This is a genomic window from Curtobacterium oceanosedimentum, from assembly GCF_040545555.1.
In the GTDB taxonomy this organism is placed as follows: Bacteria; Actinomycetota; Actinomycetes; order Actinomycetales; family Microbacteriaceae; genus Curtobacterium.
The window spans coordinates 1-16,574 of the sequence record NZ_JBEPMD010000012.1 but is presented as its reverse complement, the minus strand read 5'-3'; the positions used below and the strand labels follow the sequence as shown (position 1 = coordinate 16,574).

Below are 16,574 nucleotides of genomic sequence, written 5' to 3'. Positions count from 1 at the left end.
GAGCCGCATGCAGCCGCCAGCAGCCGGGAGCCTCCGGATCCTCCACCTGTCCGACACCCACCTGACCGGCGACGGAGCCCTGCACCAGGGGTCGGTCGACACGACGGCGGCCCTGGACGCGGTGCTCGCCCACGTCGACGGCGTCCCCGGTGTCGGCCTGGTCGTGGTCTCGGGGGACGTCTCCGAGGACGGCAGCCCCGAGTCGTACCGCACCGCTCGCGAGCGCATCGGCGCGTGGGCCGAGCGTCACGGGGCAGCGCTCGTGCTGGTGCCCGGGAACCACGACCTCCGCGAGGGGTTCCGCCAGGTCCTCGCGAACGGCCACGTCCTGGGCGAGGCTGGCACCCCGCTCGCGCACACGATGGAGTACACGCCGCCGTCCGTGCCGGTCTCCGGTCAGTCCGTCGTCGCGGGCTTCCGCGTGGTGACGGTCGACACGAGCGTCCCCGGGGCGGGCTACGGCGCGCTGGGCGACACCGCGCTCGAGCGACTCCGGACGGCGCTGGCCGGCGAGCCCGTGCCGCACGGCACGGTCGTCGTGCTCCACCACCCGCCGGTCCCCTCGCCGACGCTCCTGCACGAGGCCCTCCGCCTGCAGGACCCCGAGGACCTCGCGGAGGTCCTCGACGGCTCGGACGTCCGGGTGGTCCTCGGCGGGCACCAGCACCACCACGCCGTCGGCTCGCTCGCCGGCGTCCCGGTGCTCGTCGCGCCCGGCGTCGCCAACGACACGGACGTCGTCGGCCCGTACGACGAGGAGTCCGCCCACGTCGCCCACGGCGCACTGATCGTCGACGTCGGTGCCGACGGCTCCGTCTGGTCGACGCCGGTGCGCGTCCCGGACCCGGACCGCGACGCGCTCGCCTTCGCGCTCGACGCCGAGACCGTCACGCGGATCGCGGAGCAGGCGGGACCCGCCGCGCGCTGACCGCCGGACGGGAGGCGCGCTGCCGGCCCGCCCCGCGCCTCCCGTCCGCAGGCCGGTACCCCTCGCTCACGGACACCGTCCCGTCGGCGCGAGTACACCGGAGCCATGACCACGGAAGGAGTCAGCCATGCGCATCGGTAGTGCCGTGCAGTACGACCGGTACGGCGGGTTCGACGTCGTCGACCTCGTCCCGCAGGAACGTCCCGAACCCGGACCCGGCGAGATCGTCGTCGAGGTCGTCGCCGCAGGTCTCAACCACGTCGAGCGGTTCCTCCGCGAGGGGAAGCTGCGCGACCACATCGACCTCGAGTTCCCGGCGCACCAGGGCGTCGACTTCGCGGGCATCGTCCGCGCTCGTGGCGCCGAGGTCCGCGACCTCAAGGTCGGCGACGAGGTCATGGGACACGCCCCCGAGGGCGGCGCCCACGCGACCTGGGTCCGCGTGCCCCGCGGAGCCGTCGTGAAGAAGCCCGAGCACGTCGGGTGGGAGGTCGCGGGTGGGCTGTACCTGGCCGGCGCGACCGCTGCGACGATCGTGCGGAACCTGCGCCTCGGCCCCGAGGACACCGTGGTGATCTCGGCCGCAGCGGGCGGGGTCGGACACATCCAGTGCCAGCTGGCGCACGACGCCGGCGCCACCGTGATCGCCCTCGGGAGTCCGCGGAACCACGACTACCTGCGGCAGATCGGCACCCTGCCCGTCGCCTACGGTGACGGCGAGGAGGACCGCATCCGCGAGATCGCGGGCGGTCGGCCGATCACGGCGTTCATCGACAACCACGGCGGTGGCGGTGCGGCGGACCTGGCCTCGCGACTCGGTGTGCCCGCCGAGCGGCTGGTGACCTCCGAGCACCGGCGCGACGTCGAGATCCGGTTCCTGCGGGCCCCGGCCGACGACGAGGAGGCCCGCGACCTGCTGACCCTGCTGGCGAAGGCGGTGCAAGACCGCCGCGTGCAGGTGCTCATCTCGGGCTTCTACCCGTTCGAGTACATCGTCGACGCGTACGAGGACCTGGCCGAGATGCGCTCCCGCGGCAAGGTCGTGATCGGCATGCAGACCGTCGAGACCGGCGCTCGGCTCGACTGGTACCGCTCCGAGAAGGCCCGCGACCTGCGTGACCGGTACGCCGACGAGCGCGGGGCGGACACGGAGACGATGGCCGGCGGATCGGCGAGCCCCACGGCGTGAGCCGACCCCGGCACGATCGGGCCCGGTCTCCTGAGGGAGGCCGGGCCCGATCCGTGTCCGGCAGCCGTCGCGGCCGTCGGCCGGCCGTCGGTCAGCTCAGCACGTCCTTCGTCGCGAAGCGGCCGTACGCCAGCGCACCGAACACGGCGACGTAGCCGAGCTGCAGCAGCGCGTTCGACCCGAACGAGTCGAAGGAGATCGGGTCGCGGAGGAGGTCCCCGAACCCGAGCCAGAGGTGCGAGAACAGGAACGGGTGCAGCCAGTCGAGCTGCGGGAGCTGGTCGAGCACCTGCGAGACCCCGGCGAGCACGACCGTCGCGGCCATCGCCCCGACCGGCACCGTCGTCAGCGTCGAGGCGAACAGCCCGATCGCGGCCAGTCCGAGCATCGAGAGCGTGACGTACAGCGCCAGGAGCACGGCCCGGCCGGCGTAGGACCAGCCGCCGACCTGCGTCCCCGACAGCAGGGTGACCGGTCCGATCGGGAAGAGCAGCGCGCCGACCGCTGCTCCGACGAGCACCACGAGGAGCGTCGCCGCGAGACAGAACGCCACCGCGCCCGCGTACTTGACGAGGACGAACCGCAGCCGCCCGGTCGGCGCCACCAGCAGGTAGCGGATCGTGCCCTGGGACGCCTCGCCCGCGACGGTGTCGCCGGACACGACGCCGACGGTGAGCGGCAGGAACAGCGGGATCGAGACGGTGAGCGCGGTGAAGGCGACGAACAGGCCGTTGTTCGTGATGTCGCCGAGGAAGGCCGGGCCGCCCGAGCTGCGGTCGGTCGTCAGGCGGACGGCGATCGCGATGAGCACCGGCACCAGGGCGAGCGCACCGAGCATCGCCCAGGTCCGTCGACGGCGGAACACCAGGGCGAGTTCGGACCCGAGCAGGGCGAACGGCCGCGTCGGGCGGCGCACGGTGTCATGCTGCGACATCGAAGCCCTCCCCGGTGAGTGCGACGAACAGGTCCTCGAGCGTGCCGCCACCGACGGCGATGCCCCGCACGCGGACGTCGGCGCGGACGAGCGCCGCGGTGACGGTCTCGGGCTCGACGTCGGCGGGAAGGTCGGCGACCACGGCGTCCGGGCCGGCGTCCCGGCGGGGGACGAGCCCGATCCGGACGAGGACCGCCGAGGCCTCGCCGACGTCCGGCGTCCGCACGGTGACGGTCCGTCCGCCGGTGGACCGGAGCTCGTCGAGGGACCCCTGCGCCACGAGACGGCCGCTCCGCATCACCGCGGCGTGCGTGCAGACCTGCTCGATCTCCGCGAGCAGGTGGCTCGACACGAACACCGTCGTGCCGTCGTCGGCGAGGGATCGGATGAGGTTCCGGACCTCGCGCGTGCCCTGCGGGTCGAGGCCGTTCGTCGGCTCGTCGAGCACCAGCAGGTCGCGCGGCGCGAGCAGGGCGTCCGCCAGTCCCAGGCGCTGCTTCATGCCGAGCGAGTAGGCGTGCGCCTTCTTGTCCGCGGCGTGGGTGAGCCCCACGCGCTCCAGGGCGGCGGCGACGCGGTCCCGGCGGGTGCGCGGGTCCGAGCTGGGGTCGGCGGCGTCGAACCGCTGCAGGTTGGCCCGGCCGGACAGGTACGGGTACGCGGCCGGACCCTCGACGAGCGCGCCGACGCGGGGGAGGACCACCTGCAGGGCACCGGGCACCGGTCGGCCGAGCACCTCGATCGTGCCGCTCGTGGCGGACGACAGTCCGAGCAGCATGCGGATCGTGGTGGTCTTGCCGGAGCCGTTCGGCCCCAGGAAACCGAAGACCGATCCGCGGGGCACGGCGAGGTCGATCCCGTCGACCGCGCGCTGCTTCCGGAACACCTTGACGAGCGCCTCGGTCCGGACCGCGTACTGCGGCGCCGCGTCGCCCGGCTGCGGTGCTGGGTCACCGGACGGCCGTGCTGCGTCGTCCGGCTGCCGTGCTGCCGTCACTTCGCGGCGGCGACCAGCGCGGACACCGGCACGGCACCGGCGAGCACCCGACCGTCGTCCGTCAGGTAGACCGACACGAGCGAGGTCTGCAGCGCCCGACCGCCGTCGACCGGCTTCGTCAGCTGGTCGAGGAGCGCCGTGGCGTCCGTGTCCCGGGTCGTCCGAGCGGGGTCGCCGGCGGGCAGCTCGACCACGGTGTCCCAGCCGGATCCGGTCACGGTCGGCTCGACACCGCCCCGCTCGCCACCGTGTGCCCGACCGCCCTGCCCGGACTGCTGGGCGGCGGAGAGGTCCTTCGTCGTGACCTCGGCGCCGGCCGGCGGCGTGAAGTCGAACAGTCGTGCGTCGGGTGCGCCGTAGTCGAGGCTCGTGAACCCCACCTGGAACGCCGGGTCCTGCTGCCCGGCCGCCGTCACCGTGACCCGCAGCGGCAGGCCGGTCTGCTGGTCGACCGCGAGCCGCACGGTGCCGACCAGGGTGTCGTCGGACCTCGGCGTCAGGGTGACCTGCCACGCCTCGTGTCCGGCGACCCGGACCGTCGTCGGGGCGGACACCCGGGTGCTCGGGGTGATCGCCGCGACCGCGCGCTCGGCTGCCTGCGCCGGCGTGGTCGCGCCGGCCGTGGGGGCGTCGGAGCCGGCGGGGAGCGTCAGGTGCACGGCCTTCCGCGCCTTCGAGTCCCACGTCCACACGTCCGACCCGTTCCGCACGACGTCCTGTTCCGCCAGCTGCTGCGTGAGCTGGAAGCGCTGCTCGTCCTCGCCGCCGACGTACAGCCGCGCGGTGTGCGACGCGGTGAGCAGTCCGAGGACGTCGGACGCGTCGCCCTCGAGCGAGGACCCGCCGCTGCCGGAGGGGAGCTCGGGCAACCCGAGGTCGCTCGTCTGCGAGAGCGTGCCGGAGTACTGCGCGGTGCGCGAGGCCGTGATGCTCGCGAGCACGTCGGCCGCGGTCGGGTCCGAGCCGGCGACCGGTTCGGAGGCGGCGTTCGCGATGACGGGCGCGGCGATCGCTCCGGCGACGACGACCGGCGCGATCGCGGCGGGCAGCCAGGCTGACTTCTTCATCGGGTCCCCTTCGGTGGAGCGGTGGGTGCACGAGCGGCGTCACCGTGGAGCGTCGGGTGCGCGAGCACCGTACGTCGCGCACCCGACAGCGCGCTGGGGATCGACGGTCAGCGGCCGGTCGCCGCCGCGGTGTCGGCCCCCACCGGCTCCGAGCCGTCGTAGCCGCAGATCGCCGCGACCTTCTCGGCAGAGGCGCTGGACGGGTCGAACGTGTACCCGAGCCACTCCGTCGCCAGACGACGTGCGAGCTCGAGTCCGATCACGCGCTGCCCCAAGCAGAGCACCTGGGCGTCGTTCGACAGCACGGAGCGCTCGACGCTGAACGAGTCGTGCGCGGTGACCGCCCGGACGCCCGGCACCTTGTTCGCGCTGATCGCGACACCGAGTCCGGTCCCGCAGACCAGGATCGCCCGGTCCGCCTCGCCGTCGGCGACCATCCGCGCGGCGTCGACCGCGACGTGCGGGTACGCCGTGTGCCCGTCCGTGTCCACGCCCACGTCGACCACGCTCACCACGCGGTCGTCCGCCTCGAGGTCACGCTTGATGACCTCCTTGTAGTCGAAGCCCGCGTCGTCCGAGCCCACCACCAACCGGTACGTCATGCGTCCACTCCTTCGCGTCGTCGTGCACGGTCGGCGAGCACCTCGCCGATCCGCGTGAGGACCATCCCCATCGAGGTCGCGCCCGCGTCGGGCGTCCCCACGCTCTTCTCGGCCAGGGGCCGGGCACGCCCGACCTTCGGTCGGAGGTCCGCGGTGGCCGCGGCATGCGCGACCGCGACCCCGGCCGCCACCTGCCACGCCTCCGACAGGTCGGCGCCGTCGTCGACCCGGGACCGCAGCGCGTCGACGAACGGCAGCAGGGCGTCGAGCAGCGTCTTGTCGCCGCGGGACGCACCGCCCAGGTGCACGATCGAGTCCGCGAACGCCTGCGCCGCGGTGACGACCTCGGCCGCGCCGACCTCGTCGGCGTCGTCGCCGAGCGCGCGGCCGAAGGCCTCGAGAGCCGCACCCCACAGCACACCGGACGTGCCACCGGCCGACGCGGCCCACGCCTCACCGGCGCGGCCGAGGACGAAGGCGACCCCGGCCTCCCGGTCGGTCTGCTCGACCGCGCGACGGGCCGCACCGATCCCCTTCACCATGCCGCGACCGTGGTCGCCGTCCCCGGCGACCGCGTCGATGCGGCCGAGCGTCTCCTCCTGCTCGCGGAGCAGGACGTCCATCGCCGCGACGGCGACGCGTGCGGACTCGGCTGCCCGCCGGGAGGCGCCGGTCGCCTCCGGCACGACCGTCGCCTCCGCCGCGGCCTCGGCGACCGCGGTGGCCGGCACGAGCGCGGCGACCGGCGCGGCGACCTTGCGGTACGCCGGCGTGTAGGCGTCCGCGCGCCAGTACCGTTCGAGCTCGTCGTCGAGGAACTGCAGCGTCAGCGAGCACCCGCCCATGTCGAGGCTGGTGACGAGCTCCCCGACCTCGGGCTCGACGACCTCGAGGCCCGCGTCCTGCAGGAGGGGCAGTACCCGGCCCCACAGCAGGAAGAGCTCCTCGTACTTGGTGTCGCCCAGGCCGTTGAGGATCGGTGCGACCCGCGGCCCGGCACCCTCGGGGCGTTCGGCCAGCAGCCGGTCGACGAGCAGTGCGGCGAGCTCCCGGGCGGGCAGCACCGGGACGTCCCGGATGCCCGGTTCGCCGTGGATGCCGAGCCCGAGCCCGAGGTGGCGGTCGGGGACGGAGAAGAGCGGTTCGGTGGCGCCGGGCATGGTGCAGCCGGAGAACGCGACGCCGATCGTGCGGGTGGCGGTGTTCGCGGCGGCACCGACCCGCTCGACCTCGTCCAGGTCCGCACCGGCGGCGGCTGCGGCACCCATCGCCTTGAAGACCGAGAAGTCCCCGGCGATGCCCCGACGCTCCGCGACCTCGTCCGCACTGGCCACGTCGTCGGTGACCACGACGATGCGGGTGTCGATGCCCTCGGCGCGGAGTCGCTCGGCGGCGAGCCCGAAGTTCATCGTGTCGCCCGCGTAGTTGCCGAAGGACAGCACGACGCCGCGGCCCTGGTCGGCGGCCTTGGCGACCGAGTAGACCTGCGCCGCCGAGGGTGACGTGAAGACGTTGCCGACGACGGCACCGGTGGCGAAGCCCGGGCCGACGACACCGCAGAACGCGGGGTAGTGCCCGGAGCCGCCGCCGACGACGACGGCGACCTGCGGGTCGGCGCCCTCGGTCGGGAGGGCGACCACCCCGCCGTGCACGCCGCGGACCCGGTCGGCGTACAGGGCCAGCCAGCCGGCGAGCTGGTCGTCGGCGAAGTCCTCGGGGTCGTCGTGGATCGTGGTCATGAGAGTGCGTTCCTGTCGTGCGGTGGACCGGGGTCCGGGGTGGGTGGAGGGAGAGGTGACGTGTCTCAGCGGGCGCCGCGGTGCGGGCGCCCCTGGGGCACGTCGAGGAAGTGGATCATCACGAACGCGCAGGCGTAGAGGCCGACGAAGGTCCACGTGACCGCCTGGCCGCCGCCGCCGAGCGCGAAGACCGCCGCGACGACGCCGGTGCCGAGGAAGGCCGCGCCACCGGCGGCCGTCGTGTACATCGCCATCGCGGCGCCCTTGTGCTCCGGGGCGAGCGCCGGCATGATCGCGCCCATCGGGACGAAGCCCGCGAGCAGGCAGCCGAAGACGCAGCCGGCGACGACCGAGAGCACGTAGCCCCAGTCGGACCCGGCGGGCACGAGCTGCGGGACGTACCACCAGGCGACGAGCCCGGTCGCGGAGCCGACGATGCCGAACCACTTCACGGTGCGCTGCCAGCCGATGCGGTCGCCGACCCAGCCGAACAGGGCGTTGACCAGGATGTTCGTCGCGTACACGCAGACCGTCATGAGCAGCCACCGGCTCTGTCCCCAGCCGCGGTCGTTCGCGATGATCGCGGGGAGCACGACGAACATGCCGAACTCGGGAGCGGTGTTGATCAGGCGGACGAGGAAGCCCATCAGGACCTTCGGTCGCGTCGCGGTGAGCCGGATGCCGCTCGTCAGGACCCGCCAGGCGCTCTCGCCGGCCGGCGCGATCCGCGAGAAGCCGTTGGGCAGGCGGACGCCGAACAGCATGATCAGGAACCCGGCGACCACCAGGCCGATCGACGCGATCATCGCGCCCGTCTCGCCCACCGCGCCGCCGCCGAACACGGGGATCGCCCCGATGGCGAACAGCGACCCGAGGGTCGGCAGACCGCCCGTGAACGCGACGTAGAACCAGCCGACCGCTGCGCCGTTGCGCTCGACCGGCGTGGTGATGTTCACCCACACCAGGAAGGCGAAGGCGAAGAGCGGGTAGCCGAACCCGCGCAGGGCGTAGGCCACGGCGGCGAAGGGGACGCTCTCCACGTCGAGCGCCAGCAGGAACAGCACCTCGAAGACGACCCAGACGGCGAATCCGAGGATCATCACCCGGCGTGGGCCGACGAGGTCGGACAGGGCTCCGGAGACGTAGCTGCCGATGAGTGCGGCGAGGCTGTAGCAGGTCACGATCGTGGCGACGGTGGCCTCGGGGCTGCCGAGGACCGCGACCATGTGCGGCGTGATGAAGTTCGACTCGACACCGTTGCCGGTCATGAAGACCAGCACGGCGACGAAGCCGAGGGCGAGCGGACGGGGGATGCCCATCCGGTCGAGCCGACCCTCGGGGCGGGTGGTGGTGGTCGTGGGCGCAGTGGTGGTGCGCGCGGTCGTCGTCGACATCGCGGGACTCCTCGGCGCTCAGGCCCGCGCGGCGGGCGTGGTCGGGACGGACGTGGTGGGCGCCGACAGCGACGGGACGATCGACACCTTGACGGACGCGCCCGCCGAGTCGCCGACCAGGTCGAGCGCCTGCTGGAAGTCCTCGAGCGGGAACTGGTGCGTGCAGATGTCGTCCATCGGCAGCGTGCCCGACTCGAGCAGCTTGATCGCGGCCGGCCAGGTGTGCGGGCCGAGGTGGGCACCGCGCACGTCGAGCTCCTTGTCGTCGGAGATGATCGACCAGTCGACCGAGACGGCGTCCTTGAACACCGAGTACTCGACGAAGGTGCCGAGCTTGCGGAGCAGGTTCAGCCCCTGCGGCACGGCTGAGGGGTGGCCGGTCGCCTCGATGTAGACGTCGGCGCCGTAGCCGTCGGTGAGCTCCTTCACCCGAGCGACGGCGTCCTCGTGTGCGATGTTGATCGTGAGGTCGGCACCGACCCTGCGGGCGAGCGCGAGCTTGTCGTCGACGACGTCGAGCGCGATGATCCGCAGCGGGTTCTTCTGGCGGGCACCGGCGATGGCGGACAGGCCGATCGGGCCGGCGCCGGCGATCACCACGGTGTCGCCGAACCGGATGTCGCCGCGCTCGACGGCGTGGAAGGCGCAGGACAGCGGCTCGGCGAACGCGGCGACCTGGCCGGGCAGCGAGCGGTCGACCGGGTGCGTCAGGGCCTTCGACGGCACGAGCACGTACTCGGCCATGGCGCCGTCGAAGCCCTTGAAGCCGAACATGTCGTGGACGTTGCACATCCAGTAGGCACCCTCGAGGCAGTACCGGCACTCCCAGCAGGGCACGATCTGCTCGCAGGCGATCCGGTCGCCGAGGGACACCCCGCGCTTCGCGAGCGCGACGTCGTCACCCGCGACGATCGTCCCGACGAACTCGTGACCGGGGATGCGGTCCCGCTCGGCCCACGCGGGGCGGTTCTCGTCGCCCCAGAACTTCGCGGCGCCGTGGTAGCACTTCAGGTCGCTCGCGCAGATGCCGACGGCGTCCGTGCGGAGCAGGAGCTCGCCCGGTCCGGGCTGCGGGACCGGGCGTTCCTCGAGTCGGTAGTCGCCGGGGCCGTGGACCACGACGGCACGCATCGTGGTCGGGATCTGGCGGTGCGCGTCGCCCTGCGCCGGGGTCTCGGTCGTCGTCGTCGACATGTGCTGGTCCTCCGTTGGTCAGCCGGGCGGTGCGCCCGTTCCGATGGTTCGGCGACGACTGTACACGGTCGGGAACAGATGTCCAGAACACAATTTCTGGTACGGTTCCCTCTCGACCACCGCGCATCGCAAGGGAGCGACCATGACCACCGCCGACACCGACCGCACCGCCGACACCGCCGACACCGACCGCACCGCCGACACCGACCGCACCGCCGACACCGACCTCGCCGCGGAAACCGACCTCGCCGCCGCGCTCCGACCGGGCCCCGGTGCCGTCGACCTGACCAACGACCTGACGGGCCGGACCGCCGTCGTCACGGGCGGCGCGTCCGGCATCGGCAACGCGATCGCGCACGCCTTCGCCGCGCGCGGTGCCCGGGTCGCCATCGTCGACGTCAGGGCCGACCCCTCCGCCGAGGCTGCCGCCGAGCTGCCCGCCGTCACCACCGGCGCGCACCTCGGGCTCGCGTGCGACGTCACCGACGACGGCTCCGTCGCCGCTGCGGTCCAGCAGGTCGTCGACGCCGCGGGCTCGATCGAGGTGCTCGTCAACTGCGCCGGCATCGTCGCGCTCGACGCCGCCGAGGACCTCGACGCCGGGGCCTGGGCGCGCACGCTCGACGTCAACCTGACCGGGACGTTCCGGCTGGCGCAGGCCGTCGGGCGGCACATGCTCGCCGCGGGCGGCGGCCGGATCGTGAACATCGCGTCGCAGGCCGCCCACGTCGGCCTCGACCGGCACGCTGCCTACTGCGCGTCGAAGGCCGGCGTCCTCGGGCTGACCCGGGTGCTCGCGCTCGAGTGGGGCGGACGCGGGGTCACGGTCAACACGGTCTCGCCGACCGTCGTGCTCACCGACCTCGGTCGGGCGGCCTGGGGGAACGAGGCTGGCCTCCGGCACCAGGACGAGATCCCGACCGGGCGGTTCGCGACCCCCGCCGAGATCGCCGCCGCGGTGCTGTTCCTTGCGAGCGACGGTGCCGCGATGGTGAACGGCGCGGACCTCCGCGTGGACGGCGGGTTCACGATCCGGTGACCCTCGGTCGGACTACGATCCGAGTGTCCGACCGATCCGAAGGGTCCCGCAGCATGTCCTCCGAGAGCACCACCGGCGCCGAGGGGTCGCGGGCCCGCTTCCCGCTCGACACCGTCTACCAGGCGGCGCGGATGTACTACCTCGAGGACGCCACCCAGGTCGAGATCGCCTCACGCCTCGGGGTCTCCCGCCCCACGGTGAGCCGCCTCGTCGCCGAGGCCCGTCGTGCCGGCCTCGTCCGCATCGACGTCGTGGACCCCTTCCAGGACGAGACCGTCGCGCTCGCCGAACGGCTGCAGGTCGTGCTCGGCCTCGGCGCCGTGCACCTCGCCGCCGTGACGCACCAGACGACGCTCGGCGCCGACCTCGCCGCCCCCATCGCGACCGCGGTCGAGGGGATGGGACTCACCCCTGGTGACGCGGTCCTGGTGTCCTCGGGGCGGACGGTCTACGACGTCGCGCAGACGGGGATGCCGCCGCTCGCGGGCGTGCAGCTCGTCCCCACCGTCGGTGGGCAGGCGGACCCGATGCCGTGGTTCCAGACGAACGAGATCACCCGCACCGCAGCGGAGCACTCCGGTGCGATCCCGGCGTTCCTGTTCGCGCAGGCCCTGCCGTCGGCCGCGATGCGGGCGTCGCTCGACGAGGACCCCGCCTTCCAGCACGTCGTCGGGCTCTGGGGGCGCGCGAAGGGGGCGATCCTCGGTGTCGGTGCGCCGACCGCGACGCGCGACGCACTCGCGCGGGGGATCCCGGTCGAGGACGCCGTCTTCGACCAGGCCGCCGGTGACGTCTGCCTGAACTTCTTCGCCGCCGACGGGTCGCCGATCGAGTTCCCCGGCAGCGAGCGCATGGTCCGGACTTCGCGTGCGGTCCTCGCGGGCGTCCCGCACGCGGTCGGCGTCGCCGTCGGGGCGGCGAAGGTACCGAGCATCATCGGCGCCGTCCGCGCGGGCATGATCAACGAGCTCGTGACGGACGCCGCGACCGCGCGCGCCCTGCTCGACGCGCTCGCCTGAGCCGCGACGCGACCACGGACGGACGGACGGGAGGCGCGGTGCGGGCCGGCACCGCGCCTCCCGTCCGTCACTCCGTGCGGTCGGCGGTCCGGCGCACGTCCCACAGGTGGTGCACCGGGTCGTGCGCGGAGTAGGTCGCGAGGGTCGCGACCGTGAAGACGCTGCCGTCCGACCGGCGACCGGTCCGCCCGAGGGCGTCGTCGGGGACCGCTGCGAAGGCGGCCGCGGCGGCGCGCGCCGCGTCGGTGAGCTCCCGGGAGACGACCGCCGGGTCCTGCTCGTCGTAGCGGTCCTGGACGGCGGTGGCGTCCTGGTCCCAGTTCGGGAAGGCCGGGTCGTCCTCGGCGAGGACGAGCTGGAGGCGCTCCGTCATCTTCCGGTGGACGTCGCGGACGTGCGCGCCGTACTCGAGCGGCGACCACGTGTGGTCGTCGGGGCGCTGCCGCACGTCGTCGCGGGCGAGCTGCTCCGGCCAGGCGGCGGCGTTGTCGGTGAGCACCGCCGGGACGTCACGGAACGCCAGGGCCGCGCCGTCGAATCCGCAGTCGGGGCAGGCTCTGCCGATCACCCAGGTCCAGTCCTTCGTGTCCGCTTCGATCGCCACGGGGCCGACGTTACCGCCTCGTGACCTCGCGGCACATCGGCACCGGCGAGCGGAAGCGCGGTGACCCCCGTCCGGGTGACACGCCGGTACCTGTGAATCCCCGACCAGTGACATGTCGGTCGGTCGGTACCGTAGCTGGCTGTTCCGGGCCGGTACCGATCGGCCCGCCCCACCACGAGGAGATCGCGTATGGGTTCCGACCCCAGCAGTACCACCACCCCACCGCCCCGACGTCTGCGGGTCAGCGACGTCACGGTGGTCGACAAGAGCATGATGCGCCGGGCCGTCAGCGGCATGGTCGTCGGCAACACGATGGAGTGGTACGACGTCGGGGTCTACGGCTACCTGGCGGTGACGATGGGCAAGGTGTTCCTGCCCACGGCCGAGCCGTCGGTGCAGATCCTCTTCAGCCTCGGGGTGTTCGCGGCCACCTACGTCGCGCGGCCCCTCGGCGGGATCGTGTTCGGGCGGCTGGGGGACCGGCTGGGTCGGCAGAAGGTGCTCGCCACGACGCTGGTCCTGATGGCGTCGTCGACCTTCCTCATCGGGGTGCTGCCGGCGTGGTCGACCATCGGTGCGGTCGCTCCGGTCGTGCTCGTCGTGCTGAAGCTCGCACAGGGCTTCTCGACCGGTGGTGAGTACGCCGGCGCCACCACGTTCGTCACCGAGTACGCACCCGACCGCCGACGCGGCTTCTTCGCGAGCATCCTCGACTTCGGCAGCTACATGGGCTTCGCGCTCGGCGCCACCGTGGTGACCGTGCTGCAGGTGACGCTGGGCGACGAGAGGATGACCGCCTGGGGCTGGCGCCTGCCGTTCCTGCTCGCCGGTGTGATCGGCGTCGTCGCGATCTGGTTCCGCCTGCGCATCGAGGAGTCCCCGGTCTTCCAGGCGACCCAGGCCGCGCAGGAGGCCGCTGCGTCGGACCGCGAGGCAGCCGAGGGCGGTCGCCCCGCCAACGTGCTCGTCATGGTGCGGGACCACTGGCGCCCGATCGTCATCGCGATCATGCTCGTCGGCGCCTCGAACACGGTCGGCTACGCGCTGACCTCGTACATGCCGACGTACCTCACCGACTCGCTCGGCTACTCCGCGATCGACGGCACGCTCCTCACCATCCCCGTCCTCGTGCTCCTCGCCGTGATGCTGCCCGTCGCCGGTCGGCTGTCGGACCGCATCGGGCGCCGCACCGTGATGTGGATCGGCGCCGGCACCACGGTCGTGCTCGCCGTCCCCGCGTTCCTGCTCATCGGTCACGGTGCGCAGTGGTCGACGCTCGCCGGTCTCGGGCTGCTGGCGCTGATGACCGCGCTGTGGGTGTCGAACCAGGCGGCGTCGCTGCCCGCGCTCTTCCCGACGTCGACCCGCTACGGCGGCATGGGCTTCGCGTACAACATCGCCATCGCGGTGTTCGGCGGGACGACACCGCTGATCGTGCAGGCACTCCTGACCGCCACCGGGGACCAGCTCGCGCCCGCGTACTTCCTCGTGGCGATGAGCATCGTCGGGGCGATCGGCGTGTTCTGCATGCGGGAGTCGTCGCAGCGGCCGCTCCCGGGGTCGATGCCCGCGGTGGAGTCCGAGGACGAGGCGCGCGAGCTCGTGCTCACGCAGGACACGAACCCGAACCTCGACCTGGGGGACCTGCCGTTCGCGGCGCAGGACCGGGCGGACGCCGTCCGGCGCTGAGGGCGACCGGCTCGCTCGGGTGACCGGCACACGGACAGCGACGTCGCACGTGTCGATCGACGCGTGCGACGTCGCTGTCCGTCCGGGCACGCGCCCGGCGTCGGTCAGTCGTGTCGGTGCTCGTGCGAGGGGTCGAGCGCCGGCCACACCGGGAACGGGTCCGCCCACCGTCGCCAGACGTCCGGTCCGGCGAGCAGCTCGTCCGGCGTGAGCAGGGCGCCGTCGAGGGCCCGCTCGATCGCGTGCACGTCGAGGCGCTCGCCGACGAACCAGATCGCCTGACCGACGGGTGCGTCCTCGTCCCAGGACGGGTTCGCCGTGGGGTCGAGCGCGAGCATCGCCCCGAAGCTCGACCACGACCCGACGTGGTCCGGGCGGGACGCCAGGCGGAAGAAGCCCTTCGAGCGCAGCACACGGCCGTTCGCCCCCGCGGCGAGGTCGTGTGCGATGACGTCGGCGAGTCGGCCCGGGTGGAACGGCAGGGGTTCGCGGTACCGCATCGACACCAGGTCGTCCCGCGGACCGCGGCCGGTGTCGGCCCGGTCCGCGTCGGTCGAGAGCGCGCGCATCCATCCGGCGCCGGACACCAGCAGCCGCGCCGCGCCGCCGTTCGACGCCGGGAGGTCGAGCGGGCTGCGCAGGGTGGGCGCCGCGACGATCACCGCGTGCGGCGCCATGCGGTGGAGCAGTGCCACGAGCGCACGACGCCGTCGACCGGACAGCGGCTCGATGCGGTCGAGTGCGATCACCGTGGCGTACTCGACGACGGAGACCACCCGCTCGGCCGCCACGAAGGCGTCGTCCACGTCCGACCAGAGCAGGTGGGCGACGTCGTCCGCACGGAGCACGGCGACGACGTGGCGCAGGACCCGGTCGTCCCCGGTCTCCGAGCGTGCGGCGTTCGCGAGCATCATGCCGACCGCGCGGACGTCGACCTCGGGCGCGAGCGTCACGACCAGGTCGTGGTCGGCGTCGGGCCCGCACACCCGGTCGAGCTGGTCGCGGCGCGCGGCGATGCCCCGGGCTGCGGCGAGGGCGTTGCCGGCGACGTGCATGCGGTGGCCGCTGCTGATCCGTGCGGCGGTGCGGACGGCGTCGGCATCGTGCAGGGCGGTGACGAGGGTGGTTGCTGCGGGGCGCATGTCGAGTACCCTACATGACAACCGTTCTCAACAAGGAGTCGGTGCAGGAAGGAGCCCCGTGAAGGTCCGCAACTCGCTCAAGGCGCTGAAGAAGATCCCCGGTTCGCAGATCGTGCGTCGCCGTGGACGCGTGTACGTCATCAACAAGCGTGACCCCCGCTGGAAGGCCCGCCAGGGGTAGGTCACCGGCCGTCCGTAGGGTGGGATCATGCGACTCCTGCTCATCCGGCACGGCCAGACCCCCGCGAACGTGGACGGCGTGCTCGACGCCGAGGCACCCGGCCCCGGGCTCACCGAGCTCGGGCAGCAGCAGGCGGACGCGCTGCCGGCGGCCTTGGCCGACCGCGGCATCGAGCGGCTCTTCGTCTCGTCGATGGTCCGGACGCAGCTCACCGCGGCGCCGCTCGCCGCCGCACTCGGGATCGAACCCGTCGTGCTCCCCGGACTGCGCGAGATCGAGGCGGGGGACCTGCAGGGCAAGCGCGACCGGACCTCGGTGCAGCTGTACATCTCGACCGTGCACGGCTGGTCGGCGGGCGACCGCGCGAGCCGGATGCCCGGTGGCGAGAGCGGCGACGACTTCTTCGCGCGCTACGACGTCGCCGTGCGGGAGATCCTCGCGTCGGGGGTCGAGGTCGCTGCCGCGTTCAGCCACGGCGCGGCGATCCGGACGTGGGCCAGTGCGGTCGCGCAGAACACCCCCGACGAGTTCGGCACGAAGCGGCACCTCGAGAACACCGGCATCGTCGAGGTCGAGGGGTCATTCGACGACGGGTGGCGCCTGGTCGACTGGGAGGGCGAGCCCGTCGGGGGCGAGGACCTGATCGACCGGACGGCGCAGGACCCGACCGGCGACGCGTTCTGACCCGCCGACACGACGGACGGACGGGAGGCGGGGGGGGGGGGGGGCGCCCCCCCCCCCCCCCCCCCCCCACCCCCCCCCCCCCCCCGGGCCCCCCCCCCCCCCCCCGGGGGGGGGGGGGGGGCGCGCCCCCCCCCCCCCCCCCGGGCCTCCAGTCCGTCCGGTGCGCGCCCCC

16 protein-coding genes are annotated in these 16,574 nt (G+C 73.4%); 7 read left to right on the top strand and 9 right to left on the bottom strand.

Annotated features, from left to right (window positions below):
- The first annotated feature begins 7 nt into the window (after positions 1 to 7).
- On the top strand, positions 8 to 928 hold the full coding sequence (locus ABIC52_RS12785) for a metallophosphoesterase (RefSeq protein WP_354027507.1): 921 nt from the start codon (positions 8 to 10) through the stop codon (positions 926 to 928).
- A gap of 127 nt (positions 929 to 1,055) precedes the next feature.
- Positions 1,056 to 2,117 (top strand): NADP-dependent oxidoreductase, encoded by a 1,062-nt coding sequence (locus ABIC52_RS12780; protein ID WP_209678804.1) that lies wholly within the window; start codon positions 1,056 to 1,058, stop codon positions 2,115 to 2,117.
- 91 nt (positions 2,118 to 2,208) lie between these two features.
- Here ABIC52_RS12780 and ABIC52_RS12775 read toward each other — a convergent pair whose 3' ends face one another.
- The 7 genes from ABIC52_RS12775 to ABIC52_RS12745 form a co-directional block, all read right to left on the bottom strand.
- A complete protein-coding gene (locus ABIC52_RS12775; RefSeq protein ID WP_209823886.1) occupies positions 2,209 to 3,051 on the bottom strand; it encodes an ABC transporter permease in 843 nt (280 codons plus the stop codon).
- Positions 3,038 to 3,937: an ABC transporter ATP-binding protein gene (locus tag ABIC52_RS12770; protein WP_354027541.1), complete on the bottom strand. Its 900-nt coding sequence runs from the start codon at positions 3,935 to 3,937 to the stop codon at positions 3,038 to 3,040. Before ABIC52_RS12770 ends, ABIC52_RS12775 begins: the two co-directional genes overlap by 14 nt.
- A 107-nt stretch (positions 3,938 to 4,044) precedes the next feature.
- Positions 4,045 to 5,115, bottom strand: coding sequence for a LolA family protein (locus ABIC52_RS12765; protein ID WP_209678796.1), 1,071 nt, complete (start codon positions 5,113 to 5,115; stop codon positions 4,045 to 4,047).
- Between the two features lie 107 nt (positions 5,116 to 5,222).
- The gene (locus tag ABIC52_RS12760) at positions 5,223 to 5,717 is read right to left on the bottom strand and encodes a ribose-5-phosphate isomerase (protein ID WP_354027506.1); all 495 of its coding nucleotides are present in this window, start codon (positions 5,715 to 5,717) and stop codon (positions 5,223 to 5,225) included.
- Positions 5,714 to 7,456: a dihydroxyacetone kinase family protein gene (locus ABIC52_RS12755; protein WP_209678791.1), complete on the bottom strand. Its 1,743-nt coding sequence runs from the start codon at positions 7,454 to 7,456 to the stop codon at positions 5,714 to 5,716. The genes ABIC52_RS12760 and ABIC52_RS12755 overlap by 4 nt, the downstream gene beginning before the upstream one ends.
- A 65-nt stretch (positions 7,457 to 7,521) precedes the next feature.
- A complete protein-coding gene (locus tag ABIC52_RS12750) occupies positions 7,522 to 8,850 on the bottom strand; it encodes an MFS transporter (RefSeq protein ID WP_209823881.1) in 1,329 nt (442 codons plus the stop codon).
- Between the two features lie 18 nt (positions 8,851 to 8,868).
- Positions 8,869 to 10,044, bottom strand: coding sequence for a zinc-binding dehydrogenase (locus ABIC52_RS12745; protein WP_209678787.1), 1,176 nt, complete (start codon positions 10,042 to 10,044; stop codon positions 8,869 to 8,871).
- A 142-nt stretch (positions 10,045 to 10,186) separates the two neighbouring features.
- Between ABIC52_RS12745 and ABIC52_RS12740 the strand changes: the two genes are divergently transcribed.
- Complete coding sequence (locus ABIC52_RS12740; RefSeq protein ID WP_354027505.1) at positions 10,187 to 11,083, top strand: GolD/DthD family dehydrogenase; 897 nt, start codon at positions 10,187 to 10,189, stop codon at positions 11,081 to 11,083.
- Positions 11,084 to 11,136: 53 nt separating this feature from the next.
- Positions 11,137 to 12,102 (top strand): sugar-binding transcriptional regulator, encoded by a 966-nt coding sequence (locus ABIC52_RS12735; RefSeq protein ID WP_126890556.1) that lies wholly within the window; start codon positions 11,137 to 11,139, stop codon positions 12,100 to 12,102.
- Positions 12,103 to 12,169: 67 nt separating this feature from the next.
- Here ABIC52_RS12735 and ABIC52_RS12730 read toward each other — a convergent pair whose 3' ends face one another.
- Complete coding sequence (locus ABIC52_RS12730; protein ID WP_209678783.1) at positions 12,170 to 12,706, bottom strand: DinB family protein; 537 nt, start codon at positions 12,704 to 12,706, stop codon at positions 12,170 to 12,172.
- A 189-nt stretch (positions 12,707 to 12,895) separates the two neighbouring features.
- Between ABIC52_RS12730 and ABIC52_RS12725 the strand changes: the two genes are divergently transcribed.
- The gene (locus tag ABIC52_RS12725; protein ID WP_354027504.1) at positions 12,896 to 14,395 is read left to right on the top strand and encodes an MFS transporter; all 1,500 of its coding nucleotides are present in this window, start codon (positions 12,896 to 12,898) and stop codon (positions 14,393 to 14,395) included.
- A gap of 104 nt (positions 14,396 to 14,499) precedes the next feature.
- Here ABIC52_RS12725 and ABIC52_RS12720 read toward each other — a convergent pair whose 3' ends face one another.
- Positions 14,500 to 15,537, bottom strand: a complete 1,038-nt coding sequence (locus ABIC52_RS12720; RefSeq protein WP_354027503.1) for a GTP-binding protein — start codon at positions 15,535 to 15,537, stop codon at positions 14,500 to 14,502.
- 58 nt (positions 15,538 to 15,595) lie between these two features.
- On the opposite strand from ABIC52_RS12720, the gene ykgO reads away from it, so the two are divergent.
- Together ykgO and ABIC52_RS12710 are read left to right on the top strand one after the other, a co-directional pair.
- Positions 15,596 to 15,718 (top strand): type B 50S ribosomal protein L36, encoded by a 123-nt coding sequence (ykgO, locus tag ABIC52_RS12715; protein ID WP_058743312.1) that lies wholly within the window; start codon positions 15,596 to 15,598, stop codon positions 15,716 to 15,718.
- 27 nt (positions 15,719 to 15,745) lie between these two features.
- A complete protein-coding gene (locus ABIC52_RS12710; protein WP_354027502.1) occupies positions 15,746 to 16,402 on the top strand; it encodes a histidine phosphatase family protein in 657 nt (218 codons plus the stop codon).
- The last annotated feature ends 172 nt before the right edge of the window (positions 16,403 to 16,574 follow it).

What these genes read in the sequence shown, in the direction of transcription:
- ABIC52_RS12785 (WP_354027507.1), top strand. Translation starts at nt 8, where the DNA reads ATGCAGCCGCCAGCAGCCGGGAGCCTCCGGATCCTCCACCTGTCCGAC.
- ABIC52_RS12780 (WP_209678804.1), top strand. Translation starts at nt 1,056, where the DNA reads ATGCGCATCGGTAGTGCCGTGCAGTACGACCGGTACGGCGGGTTCGAC.
- ABIC52_RS12775 (WP_209823886.1), bottom strand. Translation starts at nt 3,051, where the DNA reads ATGTCGCAGCATGACACCGTGCGCCGCCCGACGCGGCCGTTCGCCCTG.
- ABIC52_RS12765 (WP_209678796.1), bottom strand. Translation starts at nt 5,115, where the DNA reads ATGAAGAAGTCAGCCTGGCTGCCCGCCGCGATCGCGCCGGTCGTCGTC.
- ABIC52_RS12760 (WP_354027506.1), bottom strand. Translation starts at nt 5,717, where the DNA reads ATGACGTACCGGTTGGTGGTGGGCTCGGACGACGCGGGCTTCGACTAC.
- ABIC52_RS12755 (WP_209678791.1), bottom strand. Translation starts at nt 7,456, where the DNA reads ATGACCACGATCCACGACGACCCCGAGGACTTCGCCGACGACCAGCTC.
- ABIC52_RS12750 (WP_209823881.1), bottom strand. Translation starts at nt 8,850, where the DNA reads ATGTCGACGACGACCGCGCGCACCACCACTGCGCCCACGACCACCACC.
- ABIC52_RS12745 (WP_209678787.1), bottom strand. Translation starts at nt 10,044, where the DNA reads ATGTCGACGACGACGACCGAGACCCCGGCGCAGGGCGACGCGCACCGC.
- ABIC52_RS12740 (WP_354027505.1), top strand. Translation starts at nt 10,187, where the DNA reads ATGACCACCGCCGACACCGACCGCACCGCCGACACCGCCGACACCGAC.
- ABIC52_RS12735 (WP_126890556.1), top strand. Translation starts at nt 11,137, where the DNA reads ATGTCCTCCGAGAGCACCACCGGCGCCGAGGGGTCGCGGGCCCGCTTC.
- ABIC52_RS12725 (WP_354027504.1), top strand. Translation starts at nt 12,896, where the DNA reads ATGGGTTCCGACCCCAGCAGTACCACCACCCCACCGCCCCGACGTCTG.
- ABIC52_RS12720 (WP_354027503.1), bottom strand. Translation starts at nt 15,537, where the DNA reads ATGCGCCCCGCAGCAACCACCCTCGTCACCGCCCTGCACGATGCCGAC.
- ABIC52_RS12710 (WP_354027502.1), top strand. Translation starts at nt 15,746, where the DNA reads ATGCGACTCCTGCTCATCCGGCACGGCCAGACCCCCGCGAACGTGGAC.